Source organism: Pectobacterium versatile (assembly GCF_003932035.1).
GTDB lineage: Bacteria > Pseudomonadota > Gammaproteobacteria > Enterobacterales > Enterobacteriaceae > Pectobacterium > Pectobacterium versatile.
The window spans coordinates 1,483,762-1,495,440 of the sequence record NZ_CP034276.1 but is presented as its reverse complement, the minus strand read 5'-3'; the positions used below and the strand labels follow the sequence as shown (position 1 = coordinate 1,495,440).

Below are 11,679 nucleotides of genomic sequence, written 5' to 3'. Positions count from 1 at the left end.
GTTGCGGGACTATCTTAAAAAACTCGGCTACGAGAAAGAAATCAAACGATTTGGTGATTCCGAAGTGTGGAAAAAGCCTGCGGGGAAAAGCGATACTTTTTATCTGTGGCACATCAAGGATCGCAACGAAGTAAGATTATCCAAAGTGTTTACCCACATATTTTAAACTGGGTCACCTCAGCTTTAGAAGCATCCTCTCACCAATATACGCGGAGCATCATTAGCTCCGCGTATTAAACGTAAACGATTGCGCAGTTAGTCTAATTTTACGCCGATACGGTGCGCAACTTCTTCATACGCTTCAATCAAGCCACCGAGGCTCTGACGGAAACGGTCTTTATCCATTTTGTTCAGCGTTTCTTTGTCCCACAGGCGGCTACCGTCTGGTGAGAACTCATCACCCAGCACGACTTCACCTTTGAACAGACCAAACTCAAGCTTGAAATCGACCAGAATCAGCCCGGCGTCGCCAAACAGTTTGCTCAGCACGTCGTTCGCCTTGTAGCTCAGCTCTTTCATGCGAGCCAGATTCTCTTCATTCACCCAGCCGAACGTCTTGCAGTAAGATTCGTTCACCATCGGGTCATGCATTTCATCGTTTTTCAGGAACAGATCGAACAACGGCGGGTTCAGCTCGATGCCTTCTTCGATACCCAGACGTTTTACCAGCGATCCCGCCGCACGGTTGCGCACGACACACTCGACCGGCACCATCTCCAGCTTTTTCACCAGCACTTCATTGTCAGACAGCAGGCTCACCATTTGGGTTGGGATTCCAGCTTCTTCCAGTTTGCTCATGATGAAATGGTTGAATTTGTTATTCACCATCCCTTTACGGTCAAACTGCTCAATGCGTGCACCGTCTCCTGCTGATGTATCATTGCGGAACTCCAGCACCAGTAGATCGGGATCTTCGGTGGTGTAGACGGTTTTCGCCTTTCCACGATACAGCTCAGCTAGCTTTTGCATCTTTAATTACTCCACACAGTGAGGGTCAACAAGTACGACCCGATATTTAACGCTTCCCCGAACGGTTGCCGATAGCACCCGTCAATTCGGGTAGAGATTGTTGAATGAAGAAGGGCCGGATAATCCGACCCTTGGTTTATGCGTTATTTACTGAACGCCGCCTGGAATACTGCCACCAGTGCATCATTCTGAGACTGGGTTAGCGTATGCCCTTTGGAGTCGATAAATTGCAGACTGCTGCGGTTGTCTAAATCGCCGACCTGCAATTTGTAATCTCCGTTAGGCAGTTCAGGATTTTTCGCGCCCAGATCATCCCAGGTTCCGCCGCTCGGCGCACGATACGTCACGGAGACAGAGCCCTGCGGACGGCTGCGATCGTTAACCTTCATGCCGATCTTGTCCAATGCGACAGGCAGACGATCCCACACAACGGTATACGGGCCGCGCACAATCAGCAGTGGCAAGCCAGTGTCATCCGCCCCACTCTGCACATCCAGCGAACCGATGGTGCGGTTTGCCAGTGCGTTTTCGCGTGCGGTTGCTTGAGAATCCAGACCATTGCTAAGCGCATTCAGCATCAAGCCGGTGTAGCGCTGAGCCTGATCGCCCGCCGTCACCGGCTGACCGTTCAGCTGTAATCCCAGCAGTTTCACGACCAGTGCGACCTGATACCCCTGCTGCTGCACGGAGATCTGATAACGCCCTTGATACGGGACGTCTTCATCTTCACGCGGCCATGAGATCCAGTCGGTCGTCAGCGTTTGGCTGGCATCCTGACGGCTGGCAATGGTGAATGCTTTGTCTTGCAACACGCGAATAACCTGAGACCAGAGCTGGCTGTTTTGCGCACTGTTTTCTAACAACAGCGTTGCCGTATCTCCTGAGATCTGGGTGCGGGAACCATTCAACAAAGCCAATGGCTGCACAGGAGGACGAATATCCAGCTCCTTGCCGACCGCACCATTCAGGGTCACTGGCGGTATATCATAATCCCCGTTCTGCACCGGTAAAATCATCCCGGCAGGCGTATTCAGCGCGTGCAGCGCCGATGCCTTCAGATAGGATTCATCGCCACTAACCTGACGTTTATAGCGCTGATCGCTGGAACAAGCCGCAAGCAACATCACGAGTGATATGCCAACAACTTTCGCCACCATCGACTTTTGTAATGAATAACTCATTAAATCTCCCTAACGATTACAGCAAACCCGCTTGCTTAAGTGCTTGCCCCATCACCGTACGACCGGAATCGGTCAGCGGTGTCATCGGCAGGCGCAGCGTATCGGTCGCCATGAGTCCCAATTCCTTACAGGCCCACTTCACCGGAATAGGATTGGGTTCAACAAATAATTTCTGATGCAGTGGCATCAGGCGCTGATTTAAACGACGCGCTTCGACAAAATTGCCCTGCGCCGCCAGCTTGCAAAGTTCCGCCATTTCGCGCGCAGCAATGTTCGCCGTTACGGAAATCACACCTTTACCGCCGAGTTGCATAAAGTCCAGACCGCTGGCGTCATCGCCGCTCAGCAAAATGAAGTCTTCACTAACCAGCTCTTGGATCTGGCTTACCCGACTTAAGTTCCCCGTCGCTTCTTTAATTGCGACAATATTTTTCACTTCGGACAAACGGGCCACAGTTTCCGGCAGCATGTCGCAACCGGTGCGGGAAGGTACGTTATACAGGATTTGCGGCAGATCGGTATGCTCGGCAATCGCTTTGAAGTGCTGGTACAGGCCTTCCTGCGTCGGTTTATTGTAGTACGGTGTGACCGTCAGGCAGCCAACAACGCCAGTGCCATGAAAGCGTTTAGTCAGTGAAACGCCTTCAGCAGTAGCATTCGCACCGGTTCCCGCGATGACAGGAATACGTCCGTCGCTCAGTTCCAGCGTCAGCAGCACGACATCGCCATGCTCGTCGTGGCTCAGCGTGGCGGATTCCCCCGTCGTGCCGACAGAGACAATCGCCGATGTACCGCTAGCGACATGATAATCAATCAGTTTTTTCAAGCTCGCCCGATCGACGGCGCCTTTGGCGTCCATCGGCGTAACTAGCGCAACAATACTTCCCGTAAACATTGGCCATCCCCTCCACAAACAAGTGCTTCATGGTACTTTTGACTTCTATGCAAAAGCAAGCGGACAAGGGCGTTGTAGGCGCCTGACGCAGGTTTTTTTATGACGCAGTAAACGAAATTAAAAATGCTTCTGATGTTTTGGGGAAATAGGCTGACAAGGATCGCTAAAATTGCTCCCGTTTTTTATGGCGGACTATCCCTGTCCGCCACCCTTCGGGCCGCCGCAAGCGGCGTTAAAAATTGCTCCAGTTTTTTATGGCGGGCTATCCCTGCCCGCCACCCTTCGGGCCGCCGCAAGCGGCGTTAAAAATTGCTCCAGGCAATTTTTTATGTTTACCATGTGATTAATGGGAAAAAAGACAGGAAGCACGATGTTGCCAAGCTCACAAGAACACTATCTGGTTATTACCGCGCTGGGGGTTGATCGCCCCGGTATTGTCAATGCGATTACCCGCCACGTCAGTAGCTGTGGCTGCAACATCGAAGATAGCCGTCTTGCTATGCTGGGCAAAGAGTTCACTTTCATTATGCTGCTGTCCGGCAGTTGGAACGCGATAACGCTGATTGAATCGACCCTGCCGCTGAAAGGCGCAGAGATGGATTTGCTGATCGTGATGAAACGAACGGAGTCACAGGCCAGCCAGCCGACGCCCTCAACTGTCTGGGTGAAGGTTGACGTTGCCGACTCCCCTCACATCATCGAGCGTTTTACCGATTTGTTCGATTCTCACCAGTTAAACATTGCTGAGCTGGTTTCAAAAACCCAGCCCGCCGAAGGTGACAAGCCGCCGCAGCTGTATATTCAGATTGCCGCACACAGTTCGGCCACGCTTGATAGCGAAATTATTGAGCCAGCCTTTCATCAGCTATGTACAGAATTGCACGCACAAGGCAGTATTAGCGTCGTTAACTATGCCCAATAGCATAACGTTGCCATTATTATTGCAAATAGCATGGGTATATCCACAGCATGAAGAGAAACAAGACGGAGAGTCGTGATGAACACACTGAAAGCCGGTGATATTGCACCGAAATTTAGCTTGCCCGACCAAGATGGCGAACAAGTAAATTTAACCGACTTCCAGGGACAGAAAGTGTTGGTGTATTTCTACCCTAAAGCGATGACGCCAGGATGCACCGTTCAGGCTTGCGGCCTGCGCGATAATATGGACGATTTGAAAAAACATGGCGTTGAAGTTCTCGGTATTAGCACGGACAAATCAGAAAAACTGTCCCGCTTTGTCGAGAAAGAAGTCTTAAATTTCACGCTGCTTTCTGATGAGGATCATCAGGTTTCAGAAGGATTTGGTGTTTGGGGAGAAAAAACCTTCATGGGGAAAACCTATGACGGTATTCATCGCATCAGCTTCCTGATCGATGAAAACGGCAAGGTGGAGAAGGTGTTTGACGACTTCAAAACCAGCAACCACCACGACATCGTTCTCGATTATCTGAAAAGCGCCTGATTCACTGCTTTCAGATTTTCCACCGGCACCGTCATACGTGCCGGTTTTTCCCTACCATTGCTCTCTTCTCCACGTTTTTCCCGCTCGGGCATTTCTTTGTCTGCCATCGCTGGCTAAGATAGTCAGCAGAATGTTTTCATGTTAGCTGTTGATAAGGTTATCTTCCGTTATGTCTATTCGGTTAAGAAAAACGGTCATGTCCGTCCTGTTTGGGGCATTACTGGCTGGCAACCTGCCTCCTGCTCAGGCCGACACGCAGGATCGGCTGCCGGATATCGGCACCACCGCAGGCGGTACGCTCAGTATCAATCAGGAGCTGGCGATGGGCGATTTTTACGTCCGCCAGCTGCGGGCCGGTGCGCCGCTTATCAACGATCCGCTGTTATCCAATTATATTAATCAGCTCGGCAACAGATTGGTCAAACAGGCTGATTCTGTGCGTACGCCGTTCCATTTTTACCTGATCCGCAATGACGACATCAATGCCTTCGCCTTCTTCGGCGGCAACGTGGTGCTGCATTCCGCGCTGTTCCGCTATGCCGACAGCGAAAGCGAGCTGGCCTCGGTGCTAGCGCATGAAATCTCTCACGTTACCCAGCGCCATCTGGCGCGCAGCATGGAATCGCAGCAGCGTAGCGCCCCGCTCACCTGGGTTGGCGCTCTCGGTTCTATTCTGCTGGCGATGGCCAACCCGCAGTTGGGGATGGCGGCGCTCAGCGGTACGCTGGCGGGCGCGCAGCAGGGCATGATTACGTTCACGCAGTCAAATGAACAGGAAGCAGACCGCATCGGTATTCAGGTGTTGCAGCGCGCGGGCTTTGATCCACAGGCCATGCCGAATTTCCTACAGAAGCTGGCGGATCAATCACGCTATGCGTCCAGACCGCCGGAAATGTTGCTGACTCACCCCTTGCCGGAAAGCCGCCTGTCCGATGCCCGCAACCGTGCCAACCAGATGCGTTCAACGCCAGTACAGTCCTCTCAGGATTTCCTGTTCGCCAAAATACGCACCTTTGGTATGTATGGCTCACCGGAGCGTCCGCTGAGCAACGATCTGCTGGAGCAGTGGGAAAAAGGCAACGTGCGGGAGCAGCTAGCTGCGAAGTATGGCCGCGCAATCCAGCTTTATCAGGCAAAGAAGTACGATGAAGCACGTAATGTGCTGCAACCGCTGCTAAGCAGCGCGCCTGAAAATCCGTGGTTTCTGGATATGATGACGGACATCGATTTGGGACAAAACCGCGCGACGCAGGCTATCGCCCGCTTACAAAACGTGCCCGGAATGCAGGCGAACCCAGTACTTCAGCTTAATCTGGCGAATGCTTATGTGGAAGGGAAACAGCCTGCTGCCGCCAGCAAAATACTGTATCGCTACACCTACGCACACCCTGACGATTCGAACGGCTGGGATCTGCTGGCACAAGCCGCTGCTGCACAAGGACAGCGGGCAGAAGAACTGGCCGCGCGAGCGGAAAGTCTGGCCCTCAACGGTCAGCTCGATCAATCTATTCGGTTACTGAGCAACGCGAGTTCACTGGTTAAATTGGGGAGTCTGGAACAGGCGCGTTACGACGCCCGAATCGACCAGCTCCGCCAGTTGCAGCAGCGCTTCCGTCAGTACCAGAAATCCTGATAAGGAGCATGACGATGACACCGTCTCCAACCAAAACATCCGTGACGATTTACCACAACCCACGCTGCTCCAAGAGCCGTGAAACGCTGGCGCTGTTGCAAGAACACAATATTACGCCTGACGTCGTGCTCTATCTCGACACGCCGCCCGATGCCGCGACACTGTCTCAGTTGATCAAGCAGTTGGGCTTTACTAGCGCACGCGAATTGATGAGAACCAAAGAAGAAATTTATCAGCAGTTGGGGCTGTCCGACGCCGCACTAACGGAAGCGCAGCTGATTCAGGCGATGATCGATAATCCGAAGCTCATCGAGCGCCCCATCGTCGTGGCACAAGGTCAGGCTCGAATCGGCCGTCCGCCAGAGCAGGTGCTGGAAATACTGTAGCCGGAAGCGATCCTCAACGACGATCGTTAATTACGATCGTCAATTACAGTCCGAGGATCTCTTTCACAAAAGGAATGGTCAGTTTGCGCTGGGCGGTGATGGAAGCGTGGTCAAGCTGATCGAGCGTCATAAATAACGTGCGCATTTCGCGATCCAGGCGCTTAAGCAGAAAACGGCTGACGTCTTCCGGCAATTCGAACCCGCGCAGTCTGGCACGCAGCTGTAGCGCTTCCCCTTTTTCGTCATCCGACAGCGGCTGTAGCTTGTAGATTTGTCCCCAATCGAGACGAGAAGCCAGATCGGGCAGACGTAAATTCAGCTGACGCGGCGGACGATCGCCAGTAATCAACAGCCGAGCACGCCCTGTTTCCTGAATGCGGTTATACAGATTAAACACCGCCATTTCCCACTCTTCATCGCCCGCGATAGATTCGATGTTATCGATGCACACCAGCGCCAGTTGCTCCATCCCTTCCAGCACATCCGGTACAAAGTAGGCACGTTTATCCAGCGGCACATAGCCCACCGCACGTTCCTGACGCGACAATTCGGCGCAGGCGGCATGCAGCAGATGGCTGCGCCCGCCCCCTTCGCGTGACCAGAAATAGATATAGCTACCATGCTCTTGATACAAAGCATTATTGACGGCGGCAAGAAGAGACGCGTTTTCACCCGGATAGAAACTGGCAAATGTTTCGTCATCGGGTAAGTAGAGTGGCAATGAAAGCTGTGCCGGCGTGTTCAGAATCACCTCAAGCAAAACGGGCAGGAAATCGGATCGAGTTTATCACAGAAACCGGCCCCTGTTGAGGACGCGATACGCACGGCCTCAACAGGGGAGAATGACGCGGTTATGAACGGGCGTCGTTCTCTTCCGGCGCATCGAGGATCTCTTCCTCTTTGCGGAACAGGCTGATGACCTTAAACACCAGACTCATGCCGATACCGACAACCGTCGCCAGCGCCATGCCTTTCAGTTCGGTCGAGCCCAGATGCACTTTCGCGCCACTGACGCCGATGATCAGAATCACGGAGGTCAGGATCAGGTTTTGTGCTTTGTTGTAATCCACTTTGGATTCAATCAGCACACGAATACCGGACGCACCAATTACGCCGTACAGCAGCAGCGACACGCCGCCCATAACCGGAACCGGTACAGCCTGAATCGCCGCGGCCAGTTTGCCCACACAGGAGAGCAGAATCGCGAGGATCGCTGCACCGCCGATCACCCAGGTGCTGTACACTTTGGTAATCGCCAGCACGCCGATATTTTCGCCGTAGGTCGTGTTCGGCGTAGAACCAAAGAAGCCGGACAGCACGGTAGAAATCCCGTTGGCGAACATGGAGCGGTGCAGCCCCGGCTCACGCATCAAGTCTTTCTTCACGATATTCGCCGTCACCACCAGGTGGCCAACGTGTTCCGCAATCACCACCAGTGCCGCAGGCAGAATCGCCAGAATGGCAAACCACTCAAAGCGTGGCGTATAGAATGTTGGCATCGCGAACCAGTGCGCTTCACGAATCGGGGTTAAATCGACCACACCCAGCGCGAACGACAGCGCATAGCCAGCGAGTACCCCGATCAGAATCGGGATAATCGCCAGGAAGCCGCGAAACAGCACCGAACCCAGAATGGTGATCGCCAGCGTCGCCAGTGAAATCGTCACCGCGGTGGAATCGACAGAAGCGCCATCGGCAGGCAGCAACCCGGCCATTCCTGCCGCGACACCCGCCAGTTCAAGACCGATAACGGCGACAATCGCCCCCATCGCCGCAGGCGGGAACAGCACATTCAGCCAGCCGGTGCCCGCTTTCTTAACAATCAGCGCCACCAGACAGAACAACACGCCGCACATAATAAAACCACCCAGTGCGACTTCATACCCCAGCGGCAACAGCAGTAAAACTGGGGAAATAAACGCGAAGCTCGATCCTAAATACGCTGGGATTTTGCCCTTACATATGAATAAATAAAGCAGCGTCCCCACACCGTTGAATAACAGTACGGTGGCTGGATTGATCTTGAACAGAATGGGTACCAGAACGGTAGCGCCAAACATCGCGAACAGATGCTGGAAACTCAACGGGATGGTTTGTAACAAGGGTGGTCGTTCACTTACCCCGATGGCGCGACGAGTCATCTTCAATATCCTCTGTAGTGTTGTTATCTAGTGTTGCTATTTATGTGTGCAGGTATACCCGCACCTCTTATGACAGCCAAACTCATCCAGCCCACCGTAGTGAAGCAGGATGATGTTGACTGCTGATGTAATAAAGCACCGCGTGTGACGAAACACAGGCTCTGGCGCGCCATAGGAAATACTTAGGTTTGCGCCAAAAAAAAGCCGACTATAAGTCGGCTTACCTGTTATTTCGTACCAAATATTTTATCGCCCGCATCACCGAGGCCCGGCATGATGTAACCCTGCTCGTTGAGGCCTTTATCGATGGATGCCGTGTAAAGCTCGACATCGGGGTGGGCTTTTTCCAGTGCGGCAATCCCTTCTGGCGCAGCGACCAACACCAGCACCTTAATGCTGTGACAACCCGCTTTTTTCAGCAGATCGATCGTCGCGATCATTGAGCCACCGGTTGCCAGCATAGGGTCAACCACCAGCGCCATGCGCTCTTCGATATTGGAAACCAGCTTCTGGAAATAAGGAACAGGCTCTAGCGTCTCTTCATCACGGTAGATGCCGACAACGCTGATACGCGCGCTAGGCACATTTTCCAGCACGCCGTCCATCATCCCCAATCCTGCACGCAGAATCGGTACGACGGTAATTTTCTTGCCTTTGATCTGATCGACTTCAACCGGACCGCACCAGCCATCAATGGTGACTTTTTCGGTTGCCAGGTCAGCCGTCGCTTCGTAAGTCAGCAAACTTCCCACTTCGGAAGCCAGCTCACGAAAACGCTTCGTACTAATATCGTTCTCACGCATCAAACCCAGTTTGTGTTTGACGAGTGGGTGTTTCACCTCGACGATCTTCATCATTATCTCCCCATCGGCTAGTGGACGGACAAAAACGCCAAGCGCGTTTTTAAACACCGCTTGCGGCGGCCCGCAGGGCGGCGGGCACAAGAGCCCGTCGTAAAAAAAATCGCGGGATTATACCGCCTTTTTTACTTAGTGCCATATGATTAAGCCTGATCCAGATCAACCGAGGAGAGAAATTGTCGCCATTAACGAAAAATAGCCAGCCGATGACTCATCACTCGCAAACGATTGCCTACACTGTTAGAATTAGCGCGCATTATTTTTACCACAGTATGTTTTCTAAATACCGTGTTTTCTGAATACGACCCGTAACCTTCGTGGGGACTCAGCAGTGACCGACAAAACCTCTCTCAGCTATAAAGACGCAGGCGTGGATATCGATGCGGGTAATGCATTGGTAGACCGTATCAAAGGTGTAGTGAAACAGACCCGTCGCCCGGAAGTTATGGGTGGATTGGGTGGTTTCGGTGCCTTGTGCGCCTTACCGCAAAAATACCGCGAACCGATTCTGGTTTCCGGCACTGACGGAGTCGGCACCAAACTGCGCCTGGCGATGGACCTGAAACGCCACGATACCATTGGTATCGACTTGGTTGCGATGTGCGTGAACGATCTGGTCGTTCAGGGCGCTGAGCCGCTGTTCTTCCTCGACTACTACGCCACAGGCAAGCTGGATGTCGACACCGCTGCCAGCGTGATTACCGGTATCGCGGAAGGCTGTAAGCAATCAGGCTGTGCGCTGGTCGGTGGCGAAACCGCCGAAATGCCGGGTATGTATCACGGCGAAGACTACGACGTTGCTGGCTTCTGCGTCGGTGTGGTAGAAAAATCAGAAATTATTGATGGCAGCAAAGTGCAGAACGGCGATGTTCTGGTTGCCCTCGCTTCTAGCGGCCCGCACTCAAACGGCTATTCGCTGGTGCGCAAAGTGCTTGAAGTCAGCAAGACCGATCCAGAGCAGTTCGAGCTGGAAGGCAAATCGCTGGCCGACCACCTGCTGGCCCCAACCAAAATCTACGTGAAATCCATACTTTCCCTGATTGAGAAAGTTGATGTCCACGCGATTTCTCACCTGACCGGTGGTGGCTTCTGGGAAAATATCCCACGCGTGCTGCCAGAAGGTATGCAGGCGACAATCGACGGATCCAGCTGGCAATGGCCTGCTGTTTTCAACTGGCTGCAACAGGCCGGTAATGTCAGCCGCCACGAAATGTATCGTACTTTCAACTGTGGTGTTGGTATGATCATCGCACTGCCAGCCGACCAGGCAGACGAGGCCGTTGCATTACTGAACAGCAGCGGCGAAAACGCATGGAAAATCGGCGTCATTACTCAAACCGATGCCGGAGACGCAGTGGTTATTAACTGATGAAAAACATCGTTGTTCTGATTTCAGGTCATGGAAGCAACTTGCAGGCGTTAATTGACGCCTGTAAGAACGGACGCCTTAAAGGAAAGATCGTCGCCGTATTCAGTAATAATGCGGAGGCTTACGGGCTAGAACGCGCACAGAATGCGAATATTCCTACGTGCGTCCTGAACCCTGAAGACTTTGCCGACCGTGCTGCATTTGATGCCGCACTGGCAAACGAAATTGAGCAATATGAACCCGCGCTGGTGATCTTAGCAGGCTACATGCGGATTCTTAGCCCGGAATTTGTTGCCCAGTTTGCAGGCAAAATGCTGAACATTCATCCTTCTCTGCTGCCCAAATATCCCGGCCTGCATACACACCGCAAGGCGCTGGAAAATGGCGATCGGGAACATGGGACGTCTGTTCATTTCGTCACCGATGAATTGGATGGCGGCCCACTGATTCTGCAAGCGAAGGTGCCTGTATTTAGTGACGACACGGAAGAAAGCCTGAGCGAGCGCGTGAAGACGCACGAGCACACGATTTATCCGATGGTCATCAACTGGTTCCTGAACGGCAGACTGGTGATGCGTGATAATGAAGCCTGGCTGGACAGCGTTCGCATTCCGCCACAGGGCTATGCTGCCGAGTAGTGAGTTCGTCGTATCTATCACCTCGTCATAGTAGTAAGGCTCCCCTGCGGAGCCTTACTCTTTATTACGTCTTCCTTCCACACCCATTCATTACTCATCACCTTTTCCCTCTCCCTTCCTGCGCTTTAAATATTTACTAATC

The 11,679-nt window shown here is 52.8% G+C and carries 12 protein-coding genes; 6 read left to right on the top strand and 6 right to left on the bottom strand.

Annotated elements, in window-relative coordinates; all coding sequences use genetic code 11:
- Positions 1-255: 255 nt before the first annotated feature.
- The 3 genes from purC to dapA all read right to left on the bottom strand — a co-directional run bounded on the left by purC (position 256) and on the right by dapA (position 3,045).
- Positions 256-969 carry a phosphoribosylaminoimidazolesuccinocarboxamide synthase gene (purC, locus tag EIP93_RS06700; RefSeq protein WP_010301568.1) on the bottom strand — a complete coding sequence of 238 codons (714 nt, stop codon included), beginning with the start codon at positions 967-969 and terminating at the stop codon, positions 256-258.
- 143 nt (positions 970-1,112) lie between these two features.
- Positions 1,113-2,150, bottom strand: coding sequence for an outer membrane protein assembly factor BamC (gene bamC / locus EIP93_RS06695; protein WP_095698827.1), 1,038 nt, complete (start codon positions 2,148-2,150; stop codon positions 1,113-1,115).
- Between the two features lie 16 nt (positions 2,151-2,166).
- Positions 2,167-3,045 (bottom strand): 4-hydroxy-tetrahydrodipicolinate synthase, encoded by an 879-nt coding sequence (gene dapA, locus EIP93_RS06690; protein ID WP_010301562.1) that lies wholly within the window; start codon positions 3,043-3,045, stop codon positions 2,167-2,169.
- Positions 3,046-3,415: 370 nt separating this feature from the next.
- Between dapA and EIP93_RS06685 the strand changes: the two genes are divergently transcribed.
- From EIP93_RS06685 to arsC, 4 genes are all read left to right on the top strand, one after another.
- A complete protein-coding gene (locus EIP93_RS06685; RefSeq protein ID WP_170309993.1) occupies positions 3,416-3,967 on the top strand; it encodes a glycine cleavage system transcriptional repressor in 552 nt (183 codons plus the stop codon).
- Between the two features lie 75 nt (positions 3,968-4,042).
- Positions 4,043-4,510, top strand: a complete 468-nt coding sequence (gene bcp, locus EIP93_RS06680) for a thioredoxin-dependent thiol peroxidase (protein ID WP_039356343.1) — start codon at positions 4,043-4,045, stop codon at positions 4,508-4,510.
- 169 nt (positions 4,511-4,679) lie between these two features.
- Entirely contained in the window at positions 4,680-6,143 is a 1,464-nt protein-coding gene (gene bepA, locus EIP93_RS06675) for a beta-barrel assembly-enhancing protease (protein ID WP_116585994.1), read from the top strand.
- A 14-nt stretch (positions 6,144-6,157) separates the two neighbouring features.
- Positions 6,158-6,529, top strand: a complete 372-nt coding sequence (gene arsC / locus EIP93_RS06670; protein WP_102116715.1) for an arsenate reductase (glutaredoxin) — start codon at positions 6,158-6,160, stop codon at positions 6,527-6,529.
- Between the two features lie 43 nt (positions 6,530-6,572).
- Here arsC and hda read toward each other — a convergent pair whose 3' ends face one another.
- From hda to upp, 3 genes are all read right to left on the bottom strand, one after another.
- On the bottom strand, positions 6,573-7,280 hold the full coding sequence (gene hda / locus EIP93_RS06665; protein WP_005976214.1) for a DnaA inactivator Hda: 708 nt from the start codon (positions 7,278-7,280) through the stop codon (positions 6,573-6,575).
- Positions 7,281-7,380: 100 nt separating this feature from the next.
- Complete coding sequence (uraA, locus tag EIP93_RS06660; RefSeq protein ID WP_039287998.1) at positions 7,381-8,670, bottom strand: uracil permease; 1,290 nt, start codon at positions 8,668-8,670, stop codon at positions 7,381-7,383.
- Positions 8,671-8,897: 227 nt separating this feature from the next.
- The gene (gene upp / locus EIP93_RS06655) at positions 8,898-9,524 is read right to left on the bottom strand and encodes a uracil phosphoribosyltransferase (protein WP_010307474.1); all 627 of its coding nucleotides are present in this window, start codon (positions 9,522-9,524) and stop codon (positions 8,898-8,900) included.
- A 337-nt stretch (positions 9,525-9,861) separates the two neighbouring features.
- Between upp and purM the strand changes: the two genes are divergently transcribed.
- Together purM and purN are read left to right on the top strand one after the other, a co-directional pair.
- The gene (gene purM / locus EIP93_RS06650) at positions 9,862-10,899 is read left to right on the top strand and encodes a phosphoribosylformylglycinamidine cyclo-ligase (protein WP_116362240.1); all 1,038 of its coding nucleotides are present in this window, start codon (positions 9,862-9,864) and stop codon (positions 10,897-10,899) included.
- Entirely contained in the window at positions 10,899-11,537 is a 639-nt protein-coding gene (purN, locus tag EIP93_RS06645; RefSeq protein WP_040031266.1) for a phosphoribosylglycinamide formyltransferase, read from the top strand. Before purM ends, purN begins: the two co-directional genes overlap by 1 nt.
- The last annotated feature ends 142 nt before the right edge of the window (positions 11,538-11,679 follow it).

What these genes read in the sequence shown, in the direction of transcription:
- purC (WP_010301568.1), bottom strand. Translation starts at nt 969, where the DNA reads ATGCAAAAGCTAGCTGAGCTGTATCGTGGAAAGGCGAAAACCGTCTAC.
- bamC (WP_095698827.1), bottom strand. Translation starts at nt 2,150, where the DNA reads ATGAGTTATTCATTACAAAAGTCGATGGTGGCGAAAGTTGTTGGCATA.
- dapA (WP_010301562.1), bottom strand. Translation starts at nt 3,045, where the DNA reads ATGTTTACGGGAAGTATTGTTGCGCTAGTTACGCCGATGGACGCCAAA.
- EIP93_RS06685 (WP_170309993.1), top strand. Translation starts at nt 3,416, where the DNA reads ATGTTGCCAAGCTCACAAGAACACTATCTGGTTATTACCGCGCTGGGG.
- bcp (WP_039356343.1), top strand. Translation starts at nt 4,043, where the DNA reads ATGAACACACTGAAAGCCGGTGATATTGCACCGAAATTTAGCTTGCCC.
- bepA (WP_116585994.1), top strand. Translation starts at nt 4,680, where the DNA reads ATGTCTATTCGGTTAAGAAAAACGGTCATGTCCGTCCTGTTTGGGGCA.
- arsC (WP_102116715.1), top strand. Translation starts at nt 6,158, where the DNA reads ATGACACCGTCTCCAACCAAAACATCCGTGACGATTTACCACAACCCA.
- uraA (WP_039287998.1), bottom strand. Translation starts at nt 8,670, where the DNA reads ATGACTCGTCGCGCCATCGGGGTAAGTGAACGACCACCCTTGTTACAA.
- upp (WP_010307474.1), bottom strand. Translation starts at nt 9,524, where the DNA reads ATGAAGATCGTCGAGGTGAAACACCCACTCGTCAAACACAAACTGGGT.
- purN (WP_040031266.1), top strand. Translation starts at nt 10,899, where the DNA reads ATGAAAAACATCGTTGTTCTGATTTCAGGTCATGGAAGCAACTTGCAG.